The 20,176-nt window shown below is 72.3% G+C and carries 13 protein-coding genes; 2 read left to right on the plus strand and 11 right to left on the minus strand.

What is annotated here, in order from left to right:
• Positions 1-13: 13 nt before the first annotated feature.
• The 9 genes from ACWD12_RS17005 to ACWD12_RS17045 all read right to left on the minus strand — a co-directional run bounded on the left by ACWD12_RS17005 (position 14) and on the right by ACWD12_RS17045 (position 15,690).
• The gene (locus ACWD12_RS17005; protein WP_450100155.1) at positions 14-1,630 is read right to left on the minus strand and encodes an alpha/beta hydrolase; all 1,617 of its coding nucleotides are present in this window, start codon (positions 1,628-1,630) and stop codon (positions 14-16) included.
• Positions 1,627-3,135: an alpha/beta hydrolase gene (locus ACWD12_RS17010; protein WP_450100260.1), complete on the minus strand. Its 1,509-nt coding sequence runs from the start codon at positions 3,133-3,135 to the stop codon at positions 1,627-1,629. The genes ACWD12_RS17005 and ACWD12_RS17010 overlap by 4 nt, the downstream gene beginning before the upstream one ends.
• Before the next feature lie 368 nt (positions 3,136-3,503).
• Positions 3,504-4,661, minus strand: coding sequence for a flavodoxin-dependent (E)-4-hydroxy-3-methylbut-2-enyl-diphosphate synthase (ispG, locus tag ACWD12_RS17015; RefSeq protein WP_358353901.1), 1,158 nt, complete (start codon positions 4,659-4,661; stop codon positions 3,504-3,506).
• A gap of 265 nt (positions 4,662-4,926) precedes the next feature.
• Positions 4,927-6,228, minus strand: coding sequence for a M50 family metallopeptidase (locus ACWD12_RS17020; protein ID WP_450100156.1), 1,302 nt, complete (start codon positions 6,226-6,228; stop codon positions 4,927-4,929).
• Entirely contained in the window at positions 6,225-7,493 is a 1,269-nt protein-coding gene (gene dxr / locus ACWD12_RS17025; protein ID WP_450100157.1) for a 1-deoxy-D-xylulose-5-phosphate reductoisomerase, read from the minus strand. Before dxr ends, ACWD12_RS17020 begins: the two co-directional genes overlap by 4 nt.
• 156 nt (positions 7,494-7,649) lie before the next feature.
• The gene (locus tag ACWD12_RS17030) at positions 7,650-9,560 is read right to left on the minus strand and encodes an acyl-CoA dehydrogenase family protein (RefSeq protein ID WP_450100158.1); all 1,911 of its coding nucleotides are present in this window, start codon (positions 9,558-9,560) and stop codon (positions 7,650-7,652) included.
• Between the two features lie 294 nt (positions 9,561-9,854).
• Positions 9,855-11,297, minus strand: coding sequence for an aldehyde dehydrogenase family protein (locus ACWD12_RS17035; RefSeq protein ID WP_450100159.1), 1,443 nt, complete (start codon positions 11,295-11,297; stop codon positions 9,855-9,857).
• Between the two features lie 173 nt (positions 11,298-11,470).
• Positions 11,471-13,156, minus strand: coding sequence for a PucR family transcriptional regulator ligand-binding domain-containing protein (locus tag ACWD12_RS17040; RefSeq protein ID WP_450100160.1), 1,686 nt, complete (start codon positions 13,154-13,156; stop codon positions 11,471-11,473).
• 128 nt (positions 13,157-13,284) lie between these two features.
• Positions 13,285-15,690, minus strand: a complete 2,406-nt coding sequence (locus ACWD12_RS17045; RefSeq protein WP_450100161.1) for a hypothetical protein — start codon at positions 15,688-15,690, stop codon at positions 13,285-13,287.
• A gap of 237 nt (positions 15,691-15,927) precedes the next feature.
• On the opposite strand from ACWD12_RS17045, the gene gabT reads away from it, so the two are divergent.
• Positions 15,928-17,283: a 4-aminobutyrate--2-oxoglutarate transaminase gene (gabT, locus tag ACWD12_RS17050; protein ID WP_450100162.1), complete on the plus strand. Its 1,356-nt coding sequence runs from the start codon at positions 15,928-15,930 to the stop codon at positions 17,281-17,283.
• Between the two features lie 237 nt (positions 17,284-17,520).
• Here gabT and ACWD12_RS17055 read toward each other — a convergent pair whose 3' ends face one another.
• On the minus strand, positions 17,521-18,006 hold the full coding sequence (locus ACWD12_RS17055; protein ID WP_358353886.1) for an STAS domain-containing protein: 486 nt from the start codon (positions 18,004-18,006) through the stop codon (positions 17,521-17,523).
• A gap of 352 nt (positions 18,007-18,358) precedes the next feature.
• On the opposite strand from ACWD12_RS17055, the gene ACWD12_RS17060 reads away from it, so the two are divergent.
• Positions 18,359-19,207 (plus strand): phosphatase PAP2 family protein, encoded by an 849-nt coding sequence (locus ACWD12_RS17060; RefSeq protein WP_450100163.1) that lies wholly within the window; start codon positions 18,359-18,361, stop codon positions 19,205-19,207.
• On the opposite strand, the gene ACWD12_RS17065 is transcribed toward ACWD12_RS17060, so the two are convergent.
• On the minus strand, positions 19,168-20,112 hold the full coding sequence (locus tag ACWD12_RS17065) for an NAD(P)H-dependent flavin oxidoreductase (protein ID WP_450100164.1): 945 nt from the start codon (positions 20,110-20,112) through the stop codon (positions 19,168-19,170). The two genes, ACWD12_RS17060 and ACWD12_RS17065, sit on opposite strands and share 40 nt — an antisense overlap.
• Positions 20,113-20,176: the final 64 nt, after the last annotated feature.

Below are 20,176 nucleotides of genomic sequence, written 5' to 3' on the forward strand. Positions count from 1 at the left end.
GGGCGGGGTGGGGCTACGGCACCGCCGGATGCGTCCGCGTATCCCCGGGCGCGACACGGGTGTCCGGGGTGGGCGGGGGCAGCGCGGGGCAACTCCAGTCGCGCGCGGGCAGTTCGCCCCGGGCGAGGTACGCGGCACCGGCGTCGTCGACGCACTTGCCGCCCCCGACGAACTGACCGTGGTTGCCGCTCCCGTCGACGGTCAGCATTCGCGACGACGGCAGTGCGGTCCGCATCCGCACGGCTCCCGCATAGGGCGTCGCCGGGTCGCGCGAGCCCTGCACCAGCAGGACTCCGGGGAGCCCGGCGCCGTCGACGGTGACCGGGGGCAGGGTGTTGCTTTGGAGGTACAGGCACGCGCCCGCGGCGGCGACGGTCGCGCCGAGGTAGCCGTGCTCGGCCTTGAGGCGCACCGTGTCGGCGGCGAACACCGCCGGGTCGTCGGGAGCGGGCGCATCCGCACACGTCACCGCCTGCATGACCGACTCGAAGTTCTCGTCGTCGCCCGTCACCGGGCCCTTGAGGTCCCGCATGGGCGCCGCGTCGCCGCGCACCCGGTACGCCGACACCGCCGCGGCCAGCCGCGGCCATTGCCGGTCCGAATACAGGTTGGCGATGGTCATCAGGTCGAACTCGGTGCCGCCGAAGACGCCGTCGGCGGGCTTCGCGGCCAACTCCTCGCGGGCGCGGTCCCATTGCGCGAGGACGTCGGACCGGGTCTTCCCCATGCGGTACGTCGTCTCGTGGCGCGCGACCCACTCGGCCCAGTCGCGCTGGCGCTCGCGGAAGGCCCGCGCCTGGGCGAAGCCGGTCTCATACCAGACCTTGGTCGGGTCGACGACGCTGTCCAGGAGCATGCGCCGCACGCGGTCGGGGTGCAGTTGGCCGTAGACGGCGCCGAGGTAGCTGCCGTACGAGTAGCCGAGGTAGTTGATCTTCGTCTCGCCGAACGCCTCGCGCACCGCGTCGACGTCTTCGGCAATCTGCCGGGTCGTCAGGTACGGCAGCATCTCCGGCGAGTCGGCCCGGCATCCCTCGGCGAACACGCGGGCCGCCTCGGTGATCGCCTTCTGCCCCGCCGGGGTGGTGAGCGCGGTGTCCGGCTTCGGCGCCCGGGCGAAGGTCGCGAGGTCGAGGCAGTCCAGCCGACTGCTGGTGGCGCGCCCGCGCAGGTCGAAGCCGACGACGTCGTACGCCCGCCGGACCGGCTCGGGCAGCGAGCGCGCGAGCGAGGCCGCCGAGCCGACGCCGGCGGCTCCCGGGCCGCCGAAGTTGAAGACGAGGATGCCCTGACGCTCCGCGGCGCGGCCGGTCGCCGGTGACCGCGAGACGCCGATGCGGAGCGTCGCCGGATCGCCTGGGCGATCGTGGTCGAGCGGCACGCGGATGGTGCCGCAGCGTTCGGTCGCGGGGGCGCCCGCCGGGCACGATCCCCACGTCACGCCGGGCGCCGGAGGAGCCTCGGGGGCCGCCTCAGGGCCACTGCCGGGAGGGGGCGGGGTGTCGGCCGCCGCGGGCGGTGTCGCGGTGGTCAGCGAGCCGGCGAGGAGCAGGGCGGCGGACGCGGCGGCGGCGCGCCGGATGGGCCGGCCGTGGGGGCGCCGCGGCCGCACGGCGCGGGTCGTCGTCATCGGTCCTTCCCGGTGTCCGGATCCGGTGCGGCGCCCGCCGCGCATGTGCGGTCGCTCGCGGGCAGCGTGCGGTCGCGCAGATAGGCGTGCGCGATGTCGGCGACGCACTTGTTCGGGTTGAAGACGAAGACGCCGTGGTTGCCGCCATCGGTCACGGTGACCAGGCGCGAGGTCGGCAGCGCGCGGTGCATGGCGACGCCGCCGATCATCGGCGTGGCCGCGTCGCGCTCGGCCTGCACGAGCAGCACCCCGGGGAGCCCGGCACCGGTCAGCCGCACGGGCTCGCGCGGCGCCACCGGCCAGAACTGGCAGGGTGCGTTGAGCCAGGTATTCGGCCACGTGAGGATCGGGTTGGCGCGGTGCAGCGCGTCGGCGTCGCGGTTCCATACGGCCCAGTCGCGCGGCCACGGGCCGTCGGCGCACTCGACCGCGGTGTAGATGGCGGTGCTGTTGGCCTTGTCGGCGCTGGGTGGTTCGTACAGCTTCGTGATCGGGCCGTGGTCGGCGTCGAGGTAGGCGCGGAGGGCGCGGGCGAGCGGGGTCCAGCCGTCGTCGTCGTACATCGCGCCGGACAGCATGTCGTAGACCTCGGCCGGTCCGACCGGCCCGGCCGGAGCCGCGCGTACGCCGGCCAGCACCCGTGCGAGCGAGTCCTCCACACCGTCGGGGGTGGCGCCGAGCCGGAGCGCGGCGTCGTGCCGGGCGGCCCATCGGGTGAAGTCGCGCCAGCGGGCCTGGAAGGCGATGTCCTGGCCGAGATTGACGCCGTACCAGATGCCCTCGGGGCTCGGGTCCACGATGCTGTCGAGGATCATGCGGTCGACGCGCTGCGGGTAGAGGTGGCCGTAGACCGCGCCGAGGTAGGTGCCGTACGACCAGCCGATGTAGCCGATCCGCTCCTCGCCGAGCGCTGCGCGCACCGCGTCGAGGTCGCGCGCGTTCGCCTCGGTGCTCAGGTACGGCAGCATCGCGCCGGCCCGGGCGGCGCAGCCCTCGGCGTACGCCCTCGCCCGGGCGAGCAGCACCTGCTTGTCGGCGTCCGAACGCGGCACGGGGTCGGGCTTGGGTGCCTTGTCGAACGCCTCGGTGTCGACGCACTGGATGGGCGAGCTGTGCCCGTTGCCACGCGGGTCCACGCCGACGATGTCGTACGCCGCGCGCAGGTCGGCGGGCAGCGCCCGCTGCACGGCCGCCGCGAGCCACATGCCCTGGCCGCCCGGCCCTCCGGGGTTGACGAGGATCGTGCCCATCTTGGTCCCGGTCGCCTGGGCGAGCGAGACGCCGAGCGAGGTGGTCGGCCCGTCGGGGCGCGTGTGGTCGAGCGGGACGTCGAGAGTGCCGCAGCGCAGCGCGCGCGAGAGGTCGGGCGGGCAGGTCCCCCAGGCGAGGCCTGGCGAGACGCGCGGCGGTGCTTCGGGGAGCGCGGTGGCGGCGGGTCCGGCGGTGGCGAGCGCGGCGAGTGTGCCGAGCATCGCGACTCCCGCGGCGAGCCCCCGGATGACCATGCGTCGCACCGCAGCGCCCCCTCCCGCCGACGCCGTGTGCGCCGTCTCTACGGCCGATGATCAGCAACGCTCACCGTGAGCGGAAGTCCTGTAACGCCTTGTCACTCCCACGGGCCACGAAAACCCCCGATCGGGTGGAGGCGTGCACCGCGGTGGAACGCGATCGAACACCTGGCAGCCGAGCGGACGCGCCGCGCGAGGTCGGGCCCGCCCGCGGCCGACCGAGTCGCCTGCCCGCGCACGACGTGCGACGGCCCCGCACCGGATGACCGGTGCGGGGCCGTCCGCGGAAACCGGCGGCTTTCGCCGCCGTTCCCGCGCTGATCTCGTGACGCGTGCCCCCGAACGTCCGGGGGCAGTCCCGTCGTTCAGCTCACGTCGACGATCGGATCGCCGGAGATGATGCCGTCCTTCTGCATCTGCTCGGCGAGGATCAGCGCCTCCTCGATGAGCGTCTCGACAATCTGGGATTCCTTGACGGTCTTGATGACCTCGCCCTTGACGAAGATCTGGCCCTTGCCGTTGCCGGACGCGACGCCGAGGTCCGCCTCGCGCGCCTCGCCCGGGCCGTTGACGACGCAGCCCATGACCGCGACGCGCAGCGGCACCTTGAGCCCGTCCAGGCCCGCGGTGACCTGCTCGGCGAGCTTGTAGACGTCGACCTGGGCGCGCCCGCACGACGGGCACGACACGATCTCCAGGCCGCGCTGCCGCAGGCCGAGCGATTCCAGGATCTGGTTGCCGACCTTGATCTCCTCGACCGGCGGCGCGGACAGCGAGACCCGGATGGTGTCGCCGATGCCCTGGCTCAGCAGCGCGCCGAACGCCACGGACGACTTGATGGTGCCCTGGAACGCCGGCCCCGCCTCGGTCACGCCGAGGTGCAGCGGGTAGTCGCAGCGCTCGGCGAGCAGCCGGTACGCCTCGATCATCACGACCGGGTCGTTGTGCTTCACCGAGATCTTGATGTCCCGGAAGTCGTGCTCCTCGAACAGCGAGCACTCCCACAGCGCGGACTCGACCAGCGCCTCGGGGGTGGCCTTGCCGTGCTTCTCGAGCAGCCGCTTGTCGAGCGATCCGGCGTTGACGCCGATGCGGATCGGCACCCCGGCCGCGGACGCGGCCTTGGCGATCTCGCCGACCTTGTCGTCGAACGCCTTGATGTTGCCCGGGTTGACGCGGACCGCAGCGCACCCGGCGTCGATCGCCGCGAAGACGTACTTGGGCTGGAAATGGATGTCCGCGATCACCGGGATCTTGGACTTGCGCGCGATGTCCGGGAGGGCGTCCGCGTCGTCCTGACTCGGCACCGCCACGCGGACGATCTGGCAGCCGGAGGCCGTCAGCTCGGCGATCTGCTGCAGGGTCGCGTTCACATCGGAGGTCAACGTGGTGGTCATCGACTGCACCGACACCGGGGCGTCGCCGCCCACCGGCACGTTGCCGACCATGATCTGCCGCGACTTGCGGCGCGCAGCGATCGGCCGGGCGGGTACGGAAGGCATTCCCAGAGTGATCGCGGTCATAGCTGATTCAGTCCCGGGTAGGTCGGACGAAAGATGCTCGGCCCCTTCCGCCGGGTGGCGCACAGGTGGCGGGAGAGGCCGATCACCAAGCTACGGCACGCACCCGGTTGCCGGGTAAACGCGCCCGGTACCGAGCGAATCTGTTGCAGTACCGGCACACAGCGTTTCGACAACCACGCGGTCGCCTCTGGAAACGACCGGGTTGGTTTTCCGGATTCGATAGTCGTCGTGTCGTCGGGCCCGTCGCCGGCCGGGGCGGTCGTGGTCAGGTCACCTTGACGGGGTTGACCACGTCCGCGATCAGGACCAGCACGGTGAAGCCGATGAAGACGACCGCCACCGCATACGCCACCGGCATCAGCTTGGCGACGTCGAACGGGCCGGGGTCGGGCCGCTTGAACAGCCGGGCGAGGCGGCGCCGCAGCGACTCCCACATGGCACCCACCATGTGGCCGCCGTCGAGCGGCAGCAGCGGCAGCATGTTGAACAGGAACAGACCGATGTTCACCATGGCCAGCAACTGCACGAAAATGATCAGCCGGGACTCGGCGGGCACGTCGGCGGCCATGACCTCGCCGCCGATGCGCGCGGCGCCGACCATGCCGACCGGCGAGTCCTCGTCGCGCTCGTCCCCCTGGAACGCCGCGCCGAACAGCGCGGGGACCTTCTCCGGGATCCGCATGAGGCCCTCGACGGACTTCTCCATGTAGAACCCGAGCTCGTCCACCACGCCCCCGACGCCGAGCGTGTGCTGCTCGTTCAGCGGGCTGAAGCCGAGGAAGCCGGTGCTGACGTACTTGCCTTCGATGGGCCGGCCGTCGCCGTCGAGTTTGGCCATCTCGTTCTGGGCGAGGGTCGGCGTGAGCGTCACCAGTTGGCCGCCGCGGTCGACGACCACGGTGACCTGGCCGCTGCTCTCCCGGATCAGCGGGCGCAGGTCGTCGTACGACTTCACCGGCACGCCGTTGAACTGCACGATGCGGTCGCCGACCTGGAGTCCCGCGGCTTTGCCCGGCGCGGCCTCGTCCCCGGGCGCGCACTCGCGGCCCGCCTCGCTCGCCTTCACCACGCAGTCGGTCACCACCGCGACCTTCGTGCCGGGCTCCATGACGCCGTACGTCATCCACACCCCGGCCAGGATCGCCACGCCCAGCACCAGGTTCATCGCTGGCCCGGCGAACATGATCAGGAACTTCTGCCACGGCTTGCGGGTGTAGAAGAGGCGGCTGTCGTCACCGGGACCGACCTCCTCGTACGACGCCTCGCGCGCCTCCTCGATCATGCTGCGCCACGGCGAGGTGCTCTTGGCCTTGAGGTTGCCGTCCTTGTCCGGCGGGAACATGCCGATGAGCCGGCAGTAGCCGCCCGCGGGGACCGCCTTGAGGCCGTACTCCGTCTCGCCGATCTTCTTCGACCAGATGGTCTTGCCGAAGCCGACCATGTACTGCGGGACGCGCACCCCGAAGAGCTTGCCCATGGCGAGGTGCCCGGCCTCGTGCCAGGCGATCGAGAACAGCAGGCCGACCACGAACACGACGATGCCGAGCACGGTCATGAACAACGTCATCGGGCTACTCCCAGTGCGTCGGCGACAAGTTCGCGGGCGCGGTGGCGGGCCCACAGTTCGGCGTCGAGGACATCTTCAAGTGTGAGGACTTGTCCCCCGGTGCCGCGGACATCATGCTCGCCCAGCACCTGGGCCACAGTGTCGACGATTCCGAGGAAGGAGAGGTTCCCGGCGACGAAGGCGTCCACGCACTCCTCGTTCGCGGCGTTGAAGACGGCGGGTGCGGTGCCGCCGGTGGTTCCGGCCGCACACGCGAGCTGGACGGCCGGGAATGCCTCGTTGTCCAGCGGTGCGAACTCCCAGCTCTGCGCCTTGGTCCAGTCCATCCCCGGGGCGACGTCGGGCACCCGGTCGGGCCAGCCGAGGGCGAGCGCGATCGGCAGGCGCATGTCGGGCGGGCTGGCCTGGGCGAGGGTGGAGCCGTCGATGAACTCGACCATCGAGTGCACGATCGACTGCGGGTGCACCACGACGTCGATGCGGTCGAACGGGATGTCGTAGAGCAGGTGCGCCTCGATGACCTCAAGGCCCTTGTTGACCAACGTCGCCGAGTTGATCGTGATGACCGGGCCCATGTCCCACGTCGGGTGCGCCATCGCCTGTTCCGGCGTGACGTCGCCGAGGTCGGCACGGCTCCGGCCGCGGAACGGGCCGCCGCTGGCGGTCACGACGAGCCTGCGGACCTGGTCGTACCGTCCGCCGCGCAGGGCCTGGAACAGCGCGGAGTGCTCGGAGTCGACCGGCACGATCTGGCCGGGCCGCGCGGCGGCCTTCACCAGCGGGCCGCCGACGATCAGCGACTCCTTGTTGGCCAGCGCGAGCATCGTGCCGGCCTTGAGCGCGGCCAGCGTCGGCGCGAGGCCGATCGACCCGGTGATGCCGTTGACGACGACGTCACACGGGTGCGCGGCCAGTTCGGTCGCGGCGTCGGGCCCCGCCAGAATGCGCGGCACCTTGTACTCGCCGGTCGCGTATCCCCGGCGCTTGGCCTCGGCGTAGAACGCGAGCTGGAGGTCCTGCGCGGCGGTCGCGCGCGACACGGCCACGACGTCCACCCCGAGCTCCAGTGCCTGGGCGGCCAGAAGGTCGACACGCCCGCCGCCGGCCGACAGGCCCACCACGCGGAACAGGTCGGGATTGGCCTTGACGACGTCGATCGTCTGCGTCCCGATCGAACCGGTGGAACCGAGCAGCACGACGTCGCGCCGCGCGGAGGGCTGCGCCGGGTCGGAGAAGGGGGCGTACGGATCTGCCAGGGAGTCCATCGAACCATTGTGACGGTCCTCGGAGGCCTCCCGTCGTACGCCCCCGGGACAATTCCCACGCTTTCGATCTCCCCGGGGAACACGATGCTCCCGCCGACAGGCGAGCGGCCGACTTCTGCCGCTCGCCCGCCTCGTCGCGTCCGGTCCTGCGGTCGGTCAGTCGATCGTGCGGTGCGCGTTGTCGGTCTTGGCCGGTCCGGGGTCCGCCGCCGCGATCCATGCACCCGACGTCGACGGGTCGACCACGCCGTCCTCCAGCCAGCGGTGCCGGCCCGCCATGACCTGTTCGGTCACCTTGACGTCGTACGAGTCGGTGTTGGTCCACAGACGACCGAACAACTCGTCGCAGCGCACGCGCGCCTGGCGGCAGAACAGGTCGGCCAGCGCGTACGCCGAACCGCCCTGCTCGGGGTCGCGCCGCCGCAACTGCTCCGCACGTACGCAGCACGCGCTCATCGCGAACAGCTCGGCGCCGATGTCGACGATGCGGCCGAGGAAGCCCTGCTTGCGCTCCATGCGCCCCTGCCAGCGCGCCATGCCGTAGAAGGTCGAGCGGGCGAGCTTACGCGAGGCCCGCTCGACATACCGCAGGTGCCCGGCGAGTTCGCCGAACTCCTTGTAGGACGTCGGGACTTGCCCGGCCCCGGTGACCAGCTTCGGCAGCCACTTGGCGTAGAAGCCGCCGGCGTCGACGGCCGCCTTGCCCTTCTTCTTGAGCGTCGCCTCGGGATCGATGATGTCGCCCGCGACCGCCAAGTGTGCGTCGACCGCCTCACGGGCGATCAGCAGGTGCATGATCTCGGTGGAGCCCTCGAAGATGCGGTTGATCCGCGAGTCGCGCAGCATCTGCTCGGCGGGGATACCCCGTTCGCCGCGCGCGGCGAGCGACGCGGCGGTCTCGTAGCCGCGGCCGCCACGGATCTGCACGAGTTCGTCGGCGACCAGCCAGCCCATCTCCGAGCCGTACAACTTGGCGAGAGCGGCCTCGATGCGGATGTCGTGCCGGTTCTCGTCGGCCATCAGCCCGGTCAGGTCGAGCACCGCCTCCAGCGCGAACGCGGTCGCCGCGATGAACGCGATCTTGCCGGCGATCGCCTCGTGCCCCGAGATCGGGCGCCCCCACTGCTCGCGCTCCGCGGACCACTCCCGCGCGACGCGCAGCGACCACTTGGCGCCGCCCGCGCACATCGCGGGCAGCGAGAGGCGCCCGGTGTTCAGCGTGGTCAGGGCGATCTTCAGGCCCGCGCCCTCGGGGCCGATGCGGTTGGCCGCGGGCACGCGTACCTGGTGGAAGCGCGTTACGCCGTTCTCGATGCCACGTAGGCCCATGAACGCGTTGCGGTTCTCGACGGTGATGCCGGGTGAGTCGGCCTCGACGACGAATGCGGTGATGCCGCCCTTACGGTCGCCGGTCTTCGGCACTCGGGCCATGACGACGACGAGGTCCGCGACGACGCCGTTCGTGGTCCACAACTTCACGCCGTCGAGGAGGTACGCCTCGCCGTCCTCGGTCGGCACCGCCGTCGTGGCCAGCCGCGCCGGGTCGCTCCCGACGTCGGGCTCGGTCAGCAGGAACGCGGTGATGCCGCGCGCCGAACGGGGCAGGAACTCGCGCTTCTGCTCCTCGGTCCCGAAAAGTTTCACCGGCTGCGGTACGCCGATCGACTGATGCGCGGACAGCAGCGCGCCCAGTGCGGGGTTGACCGAGCCGACCAGAACCAGGGCCCTGTTGTAGTGGTACTGGCTGAGCCCGAGCCCGCCGTACTCCGGGTCGATCTTCATGCCGAGCGCACCGATCTCGCGCAGTCCGCGCACCACCTCGTCGGGGATGCGGGCGTCGCGCTCGATGACCGTCGGGTCGACCTCCTGCTCCAGGAAGCGCCGCAGCTTTGCGAGGAACTCCTCGCCGCGGGCGACCTGTTCGGGGTCGGGCTCGGGGTGGGGGTGGATCAGGTCGAGCCGGAACCGGCCGAGGAAGAGCTCCTTGGCGAAGCTGGGCTTGCGCCACTCGCTCTCGCGCGCCTCCTCGGCGACCTTGCGGGCCTCACGTTCCGTGACAGGGGGCATATCGGTGGGCCTCCTCGCGTGCGGGTTCCCCTCACGTACCCGGCCCGCCCCGGAGGATTCCGCCCGTTACCGGCCGGTGTTACCGCGACGTACCTACCCGAAGCACACCAAGGTCACCCGCCTGGCGGACGCCGAACGTCGGAATCACGCGGTTCCGGCAGCCACGCGTGCGCATTTCCGGGGCCGCGGCGGGCTCTAGCCGGCCGCGGGCCGGGCCGCGGAAACGCAAACGGGCCCGGCGCAACCCACCCCAGGTCGCCGGGCCCGTCGTATGCGGGGTCTCGCCCTGATGGCTCAGAGGTCGAGACCGGTGAGGACCATTACGCGCTCGTACGTGAAGTCGTCCATGGCGTACTTGACGCCCTCGCGGCCGACGCCGGACTCCTTGGCGCCGCCGTACGGCATCTGGTCGGCACGGTAGGACGGCGCGTCGCCGATGACCACGCCGCCGACCTCCAGGGCCCTCTGTGCCTTGAACGCCGTCTGCAGGTTGTGCGTGAAGACGCCCGCCTGGAGGCCGTAGCGCGAGTCGTTGACCGCCGCGAAGGCCGCGTCGTCCCCGTCGACCTTCGTGACGGTGAGGACAGGCCCGAAGACCTCCTCGCACGCGATCGTCACGTTGTCGGGGACCTCGGCGAGCACAGTCGGGGCGTACGTCGCTCCGTCGCGCGTACCGCCCGCGAGCAGCTTCGCGCCGCCCGCCACGGCCTCGTCGACCCACGCCTCGACGCGCTTGGCGGCGTCCTCGCTGACCAGCGGGCCGACGTCGACACTGTCGTCGCCGGGGTTGCCGGTGACCTGCGCGCCCACCTTCTCGACGATCTTCTCGACCAGGCGGTCGTAGACGGCTGCGTCGGCGATGACGCGCTGCACCGAGATGCAGGACTGGCCGCCCTGGTAGTTCGAGAATGTCGCGACGCGCGACGCGGCCCACTCGATGTCCGCGTCCGACGACCAGTCGGCGAGCACGGCCGCCGCCGCGTTGCCGCCCAGTTCGAGGGTCACGTGCTTGCGCGGCACCGAGTCCATGATCGACCAGCCCACCGGGCCGGAGCCGGTGAACGAGATGACCGGCAGGCGCTCGTCCTGGACGAGGGCCGGCATCTTGTCGTTGGGCACCGGCAGGACGCTCCACGCGCCGGCCGGGAGGTCCGTCTCGGCCAGGATCTCGCCGAGCACCAGCGCGGTGATCGGGGTGGCCGGGGCGGGCTTGAGGATGATCGGCGCGCCGACCGCGATGGCCGGAGCGACCTTGTGCGCGACCAGGTTCAGTGGGAAGTTGAACGGCGCGATGCCGAGCACGACGCCGCGCGAGAAGCGGCGTACCAGCGCATAGCGGCCCGTGCCGCCCGCGTCGGTGTCAAGGCGCATGCCCTCGCCGTTGAAGCGGCGGGCCTCCTCGGCGGCCCAGCGGAACACCGAGACCGCGCGGCCGACCTCGCCGCGCGCCCACTTGATCGGCTTGCCGTTCTCGGCGGTGATGAGGCGCGCGATCTCCTCGGCCCGCTCGCCGAGCCGCTTCGCGACGTGGTCGAGCGCCGCGGCGCGGCGGAAGGCGGGCAGCCCGGAGAACTGGTCACGGACCGCGTACGCCGCCGCGACGGCCTCCTCGACCTGTGCGTCCGTCGGCACGCTCACGCGGCCCACCAGGCTGTTGTCGTAGGAGTGGGTGACGTCGAAGGCGGCCTCGCCGGTCGCCTGCCGACCGGCCAGCCAGAACGCGTGGGTCGTGGTCACTGGAACTCCATGGATCGCGTACGGGACGGACACGGCGATGCGCCGCTCCCCCACGGTAGGCGCGCCGGGAAGCGGGCGACCTTGTACGCGGTGTCCAAATGAGTGACGGCCTATATGCCTCAGTGGAAGGGCGGCGGACACGTTCCAGGCCGGCGCCGAGTCCAGGCGCCCGGCTACCCGCCGTCCCGTTCGGTCAGGCGCAGCGCGAGCCACAGCTCGGCACGTACGTCGGGATCGTCGAGACGCCGCCCGAGGATCTCCTCGGCCCGGCGGATCCGGTAGCGCAGGGTATGCCGGTGCACCCCCAGGTCGCCGGCGGCCGCGTCCCACTGCCCGTGCCGGGCGAGCCACGCCCTTACGGACGCCACCAGGTCGCCGCGCGCGCCGGCGTCGTGTGTGGCGAGCGGGGCGAGGAGTTCCTCGGCCCAGCCGCGCACCGTGGGGTCGCCGAGCAACGGCAGCAGGGACGCGCCCGCGTGGCCGTAGACGGTCAGCACCCGCCCGGCGCGCGAGCCGACGCCGTACGCCTGCCGCGCCTGCCGGAACGCCTCGGCGCCCGCGCCCGGGTCCGCCGCCCCCGACACGCCCACCGCCAGTCCGCCGGCCCCCGCCCGGGCGGCCCGGTCCAGGACGGCGGCGTCGTCGGCAAGCAGCGACGCGGGGGCGACGAGCACCGTGGCGTCGTCGAACTCCGCGGCGAAGACCTCTTTGGCGGCCCCGGCGACCCGCTCCGCGAACGAGGTACGCGCGGCCTCCGGCCCGTGCGCGACGGCCACGAGCAGCGGGCCGTCGGGCAGCGGGGAACCCATGTCGCGTGCGACGGCCCGGACGAGGGTGTCCGCCGAGCCCGCGGAAGTGCTCCAGGCCGGACCGGGCGGCCAGGAGCGGGCGGGCTCGTCGGCGGCTTCCGGAGCGCCGGCGGGTGCCTCTGCGGCCGACGTTCCAGAGCCGGATGCGTCAGGGGCGGACGCGGATGCATCGGCGGCGGGCACCGCCCAGGGCGCGCCGAACCACAGGCGGAGCAGCGCGGTGCGCATGCGTCCTTCGGCGGCACCGAGTGCGCGGGACTGCTCCAGCGCGAGCGTCAGCAGCGACGTGGCCGACCCGATGATCTGCCGGTCGGCCGGGTTGGCGGCCCGGTGGGTGCCGACGGCCAGGAACCCCCGGATGCGGCGGTCCGCGCCCAGGGATTGCAGAACCACGCGCTCCCCGTGCGGCCCTGCCCCTTGCAACGAGGCGGACGCGGGCGCGGACATCCCGCGCAGCCGGGTCACGTCGGCGGCCAGCGCGGCGGCCTGGGCGCGGGCGGGCGCGGGACTGACGTGCACGGGTGTGCCGGACTGGTCGTACAGCGCCGCCCAGCCGTCCAGGCGCACCGCGAGCCGCCGGATGAGCGCGGCGGAACCCTCGCGCCCGAGCACCGCCCGGGTCAGCTCCTGCTGGGCGGCGAAGCCGGTGGTGACCGCCTCGTACTGGTCGGCGGCGATGGCCGACGAGACCATCTTGCTGATCGCGATGAACGGCGTCGGGCGCGGCACCGCGAACACCGGCAGCCCGCGCTCCTCGGCGGCCTCGACTACCGCGGCGGGCACCTTGGCGTGCGTGAGCCCGACCCCGATCCCTAGCCCGACCACATCCGCGTCGGCGAGGCGTTCGATGTACGCCCGCCGCTCGGCCGCCGACCGCCCGAGCTTCATGCCGGTCGTGAGCACCAGCTCGCCGCCCTCGAGATAGGGCGTGGGATCGGCCAGTTCGCTGGTGTGCACCCAGCGGATCTCCCGCTCGAGATGCCGCTCCCCGGCCAGCACGACCAGGTCGAGCGCGGGCGCTCGGACGAGCTGTTCGAGAGTGGGGGGCATGAGGGGGGTCCCGACGAGCTGGGCGGCGAATGCGCCGAAGTGGAGTAAGCGTGCCCTCCCATTCTGCCTCCCCGTCCGCCCCACACACCCCGCCAAGCAGTGCCCCCAGGCACGGGCCCCTGCCGGGCTCAGGCAGCTCCTGCCTGGGGCTCCAGTTCCACCAGGACCGGGGCCGTACGGTCGCCTTCGCGGGTGGTCAGGCTGCACAGCACGTGGCGGGTCTTCAGTTCTCCGGTGATCTCCGAAGGAGTCCAGCGGTAGCGCTCGACCTTGCGGACGGTGACGCTCTCCGAGCCGCCCGCCGCCTTCTCCCCGAACAACGCCCCCATGACCGCGAAGCGGGCCTTGCGCAGGAGGCCACCCTCGGGCGACCCGTGCGTGACGGACCGCTCCTCGACCAGCTTCTTCCCCCAGAACTCGGCGAACGCCTCCGCATCGCGGGCCGCCGCACCCGGCAGGACGGCCTTGCACCCGACCGCCCCGAACACGGCGGCGCGCAGGCGCGGCGCGAAGTCGTCCATCGAGCGGACGGCCAGCAGCAGCCCCGCGTTGCGGGCGCGCGTCCAGGCAAGACCGTTGGCCACGTAGTCGTCGACGTACGGCCCCGCCCCGTCGGCGACGAGGCACGCGAACACCCCGTCATCCGCCTGCTCGGGATCGCGGGCCGCGATGGCCTGCATGAACTGGCCGACCACCAGGCGTCCCACGATGCGTGCGGCATCGGGGTACGCGGCCTCGTTCAGCGCGATGCGCACCCGCACCGGCCGGTCCACGTGGCGCATCGCGAACCGCTCGCGCCGCGGGTCGAACAGCGCGGCCATACCCGGCCGTTCGAGGACCGAGAGCCGCTGGACGAGGAGGCGCGCCGCATCGTCCGCGCGGGCCAGCGTGCGCAGCGCCCGCTCGAACTCCGTCTCCCGGCCCTCCCGCGCCAGTTCCGCACGCAGCGCGTCGATCGCGTCCGTGTGGCCGTCCAGCAGGTCGAGGAGCGCGGCGATCGCGGGGTGGTGGCCGTACCCCGCGACGTATGCGGAAATGGCCTGCTGGAGCGCCGCCCGCGCGCCGTCGCGGTGGCGGGCGTCGTCGTCGCCGCCGGTGAGGACCGCGGCCGCGAGCCGGTCCGCGGCCTCCTCGGAGCCGCTGGCGGCGCCGTACGGGTCGAGCCCCCAGGGCGAGTCCGGGTCGCCGAGCACGATCTCGATGTCATACGCACCCGGCCGCGCGAAGGCGCCGCCCTTGGCGTCGAGGACGACGACCGAGGCGGCGCCGGCGAGCGCGGACAGGCTCAGGGATTCGACGACGGGACGCAGCAGGGCCTCGGACTCCCCTGCCCCCGACGGGCCGACGACGACCATCGACGTGCCGAGCACGTCCGGTTCGAGGGCGAAGCCGACGGACTTGAGCGGGGCGGTGTTGCGCTCGCTGTCGACCGCGCGGCCGACCTTGACCTGACCGGTCATGAGGTCGTGGACCGCACGCCGGGGGCGCACGTCGCGGGAGCCGGAGCCGTGCGTACACGCTCCGGCACCCCGCTCGGCGACCTCGTGCGCGACGTCGACCAGGTAGTCCTGGTCGCCATCCCCGGCCTCCAGGACCCGGCGCAGGCGGAGGTAGTCGACGTCGCCGACGCGGCCGAGTTCGACCTCCTCGTCGAGCCGGTCCGCGGCGCCGCCGAGTCCGGCGTCGCGCAGCTCGGGCCACAGTTCGTCGTCGACCGGGGCGTCTTCCACGTCGGTCGACGGGTCCGCTTCGCGGGGGGCGGTGGCGTACGGGCGGATCACGTCGCCCCAGCGGCCCCAATAGGCCGCCGCGGCAAGGAACGCGACGTTGTAGACGATGCGGATGAGCGGCTGCAGTTGGTGCAGCAGATGGCGGCTGTCCGGGAACGTCTCCAAGAGCAGCCACACGAAGGGGCGTTGGAGCATGACCCAGGCGAAAACCCCGGCGGCGAGAACTACCCAGGCGCGGCGCCACTGCTCGGGCGTGGGGCGGCCGACGGCCTCGGCACGCCGGTCGAGACGCTTGAAGGCGGGTGCCAGATAGTGCCAGGCAATCTCGTGCCAGCGCCCGAGATATCCGAACAGGCCGATGTACGCGACGCGGATGAGCTGCGCGGTCAGCGGCCACAGCCAGTCCGGGACGATGTTGACGACCAGCCACGAGTACGCCAGCACGAACCAGCGGAAACCGATGATCGCCAGGATCAGCCACAGCACCGCGCGCCTGATCAGGGCGGTGTCCGGACGGCGCCTGGCCCGCTCCTCCAGTGCCCGCAGCCGCAGTTCGGCCTCGTCGCGGCCGTACGCGAAGATCCCCGGCGCGTCACGGAACCGCGGCGCGAACACCCACGACCTCAGGTCGAAGCCGGTCCTCGGGCCGGCGGACGCCGGCTTGGCGGGGCGCGGCACGCCGCCCGGTACCGGGGTCCCGAAGACGGGCTCCTCCAGCTCCGGGTCGTGCCACCACTGCTGCCCCGCGGCATCGGTCGTCGCCGCGGCCTGGTTCCGGCCGTTCGCGCCCCGTCTGCGTTCCACGTCCATCCCGTCACCGCCGTGTCGATTCCCGCCACAGGGAACGCACTCAATGTAGTGGAACGCTGCTCACACGTGATGATCATTCCGTATCCCGACACGCCCCGTCCGCGCAGGGACTTGTCCGAGGTGGACATGTGCGAGGGGGTGACTTCTCCGGTGTGGCGCATGCAGGGACCCGCCCCCTGAACCTAGCCTGCGAATCAACCGACCCCGGCCATCAGCCATAAGGAGACCTCGATGGGCGCTACGCAGCCCGGCGGGCCGTCGCTCCCCCAGGAGCGCCGCCTCGTCACCGCCATCCCCGGCCCCAAGTCCGTCGAGCTGATGGAGCGCCGCAACAAGGCCGTGGCGCGCGGGGTCAGCACGACCCTTCCGGTCTTCGTGACGCGTGCCGGGGGCGGTGTCGTGGAGGACGTCGACGGCAACTCGCTGATCGACTTCGGCTCCGGCATCGCGGTGACCAGCGTCGGCAACAGCGCCGAGGCCGTCGTGCGCCGCGCGACCGAGCAGCTGCAGCGGTTCACGCACACCTGCTTCATGGTCACGCCGTACGACTCGTACGTGGCCGTCGCCGAGCAGCTCAACGAGCTGACCCCGGGCGACCACGACAAGCGCACCGCGCTGTTCAACTCCGGCGCGGAGGCGGTGGAGAACGCGGTCAAGATCGCTCGCGCTTACACCAAGCGCAGCGCGGTCGTCGTGTTCGACCACGGCTACCACGGCCGCACCAACCTCACGATGGCGCTGACCGCGAAGAACATGCCCTACAAGGAGTCCTTCGGGCCGTTCGCGCCCGAGGTCTACCGGGTTCCGGTCGCGTACCCGTTCCGCTGGCTGACCGGTGCGGAGAACTGCGCCGAGGAGGCCGCCGCGGCGGCGATCGACGCGATCACCAAGCAGATCGGCGCGCACAACGTCGCGGCCGTGGTGATCGAGCCGATCCTGGGCGAGGGCGGCTTCATCGAGCCGGCCAAGGGCTTCCTGCCGCGCATCGTGGAGTTCTGCCGCGAGAACGGCATCGTGTTCGTGGCCGACGAGATCCAGACCGGCTTCTGCCGGACCGGCCAGTGGTTCGCGTGCGAGGACGAGGGCATCGTCCCCGACCTCATCACGACCGCCAAGGGCATCGCCGGCGGCCTTCCGCTGGCCGCCGTCACCGGCCGTGCCGAGATCATGGACGCCGCGCACGCGGGCGGCCTGGGCGGCACGTACGGCGGCAACCCCGTCGCGTGCGCCGCGGCGCTCGGCGCGATCGAGACGATGCGCGCGCACGACCTCAACGGCACCGCGACGCGCATCGGCGAGGTCATGAAGGCCCGCCTGGGCGCGATGGCGGAGAAGCACCCGGCGATCGGCGAGGTTCGCGGACGTGGCGCGATGATCGCGATCGAGCTGGTCAAGCCGGGCACCAAGGAGGCCGCCCCGGAGACCGCGGCGGCGATCGCGAAGGCGTGCCATGCCGAGGGCCTGCTGGTCCTGACGGCCGGCACGTACGGCAACGTGCTGCGCTTCCTGCCGCCGCTGGTGATGCCGGAGCACCTGCTCACCGAGGGTCTCGACATCCTCGAGAAGGTCGTCGGCCAGGTCGTCTGATCCCGGCCTGTCCGAGCAGAACCCCGGCTGCGGCCCCCGTCCTTGGGGGGTCGCAGCCGGGGTTCTCCCCTTCGCGGGCACGGCGGTGGCACTTTGGTGTTTCCGGGAGAGCCCCGGGGGAGCCCCGCGGCTGCCAGGTCTGTCCGGGCTGCCGGGGACCACTGCGGGTCCACCCATGGGCTGCGGGCGGTGGCGGCTGCGGGCGTCGGCGGCTTCGCGAGCCGCGGTACGTGCCGCTCAGGCAGGCCCCGGCGCCCCGATCCGCAGCCCGGCCGCCGTGTCCCAGCCGCACAGCCGCAGGATGCGAAGCAATTGCCGGGACGCGCCGACCAGCACGAGGTGTCCGCCGTGTTCGGCCAGCTCGTGGGCGCTCTCGATGACGACGCGGAGCCCCGCGACGTCGATGAAGCCGAGCCGTGTGACGTCCACGGTCACCTCCGCCCCCTCGCGCGCGACGGCGCGCAGTGAGTGGCGGACGATCTCGACGTTGGCCAGGTCGACCTCGCCGTCCAGCCGGATGCCGCGCGGGCGCGCGGTGCGGACGACGCGGAGCTGGCGGTCGCTGGTGATGACGACGCCGATCCCGGTGTCGTTCTGCGCCCGTTCGCGCGGCGGAATCCTGGTGTCGGCGATCGAGGTGGTGAACCGGCGGACACGCGCCGGTGCGGCCGGTGCCGGAATCGACGGCACTCGGTGGGACGGGTAGCCGGACTCTTCAACCACCTTGGGAACCCTACCTTTGCGGACCGACGGCGGGCGGGGGTCGGACGACCGTGTGCTGACGTCACGTCACACAACCTCAGGCGGTTCATCGCCTGATCTGCCCCTCGTCGGCCCGGTTCCCGTCTTCGGGGACGCCGGATCACCCGTTCTGTGACGCCGCTCACATCCGGGGCTGACACCGTACATCGCCCACGTCGGACAATCCAGAGTGAGGCGGACTCCGAACGGGGACTCGGTTGGGTGCGTGCGTCAATCCTTCGCCGTCGGAGCGGCGTGGAGAAGCTGTGCAGGCTTTGTGTCGACCATGTCGGCGGGGAACAACTTGGGATGCTTCCACGTATCTTCGAGTGAGATGCACGCGAGGACCCCAGATGCCGGACCCGGCACGCCCCCCCGTCCGGGCCCCGGCGGACCCCATGCCGGCCTTGAGCAAGCCGGCGGCCGCCCCGGGACAACGCCCCCCGTCCCGGGGCGGTGGTCCGCGTACGGCCGGTCCGCCCTTGCCTCGATCCTCTTCCCCGCGGTTCTGGCCGTCTTCCTGGTGTTCCTGACCGTGCAGGTCGTCGTCGACGCGGGCCCGCTGATCCCGCTCGACGAGGCGGTTCGCGACGGCGTGCGCGACGCGGCCGCCGCCTCCGGCCTCGGCTGGCTCGACGGTCCGATGCACCTGCTCGCCGACCTCGGCGGCCCGGTGCCGGGCGGGGTCGCCCTGGTCGCGGCCTGTGCGTACACCTGCCTCCGCGCTCGGGACCGCGCGGCCCGGCTGCGCCTGGCCGGCGTCGCAGCGGCATCGGTCGCGGTGGTCTCCGTGCTGGTGATCGTCGGCAAGAACGCCATCGACCGGGCGGGCCCGTCCGGCGGCGAAGTCACGGGCGGCGAGTGGGGTTTCTTCCCGTCGGGGCACACCGCGACGTCGGCGGTCTGCTTCGGCACCGCGGCGCTCGTGCTCGGCACGGTCCTGTCTCCGGCCGCGCGGCGCCGCACATATGCCGGAACGCCTCTGCTGTGTGCGCTGATCGGCCTGGCGCTGCTGTGGTGCGACTACCACTGGCTGGGCGACGTGCTCGCCAGTTGGGCGCTGTGCGGAATCGTGCTGTGGACCGCCGCCCGGGTGCTGCCGAGCGGCGGACACCCGGACCGCGGCGGTCCGGGCACGGGGCCTCAGTCGCCGAGTTCGGTCAGCTCGGCCGCCCGCCCGTAGGCCTCGTCCAAGCTCTTGCGGAAGCCGCGCATCGTCTCCTCGACAATTTCGGCGACCGGGCGCACCGCGTCGACCAGCCCGACCGACTGGCCCGCGGAGGCGAGCGACAGCTCCATCTCGCCCTCGAAGTACAGGCGCTGCACCGCGGCCAGCGAGCTCGCGGCCGGGCCGCCCGCCGCGGCGAGTTCGGCCGAGTAGCCGGTGCGCAGCACGCGCATCGTGGGGCTTCCCGTCCGGTTGACCACGACCGTGCCGGTCTCGTCGGCGTCCACGATCGCCTGCTTGAAGTTGCCGTGCACCGGGCTTTCCGCGCTCGACAGGAACCGGGTGCCCATCTGGACGCCTTCCGCGCCGAGGGCGAAGGCGGCGGCCATGCCGCGGCCGTCCGCGATGCCGCCCGCGGCGATGAGCGGCACGTCGGTGATTGCGCGTACCGCCTGGAGCAGGACGAGGAGCGAGACCTCGTCGGGGTTCTTGAAGCCGCCGCCTTCGGCGCCCTCGACGACCAGTCCGTCCACGCCCGCGTCGACCGCCTTGCGTGCGGCACGCACCGAGGGAACCACGTGGTACACCGTCAGGCCGTGCTCCTTGAGGAGCGGCAGGTGGCGGGCCGGGCTGCCGGCGGAGGTGGTCACGAACCGTACGCCCGCCTCGGCGACGTACCGCACGAGTGTCTCGTCGCGCAGGAACAACAGCGGCAGGTTGACCCCGAACGGCAAACCGGTGGCGACCATGGCGTCGATCTCGGCCTTGCAGTTGTCGATCTCGCCGGACGACGTCTCGATCATGCCGAGCCCGCCCGCCGCGGACACCGCGGCCGCCAGCCGGGAGCGGGCTATCCAGCCCATCGGGGCCTGGACGATCGGGTGCCGGGCACCGGTGTGCGCGAGGACACGGTTGCTCATGGGGCGGAACGTACCGCGCACCGTCGCACGCCTGAAGTGAGCCCGCGGCGAGACGGCGGTCACA

This window comes from Streptodolium elevatio (genome assembly GCF_053592165.1).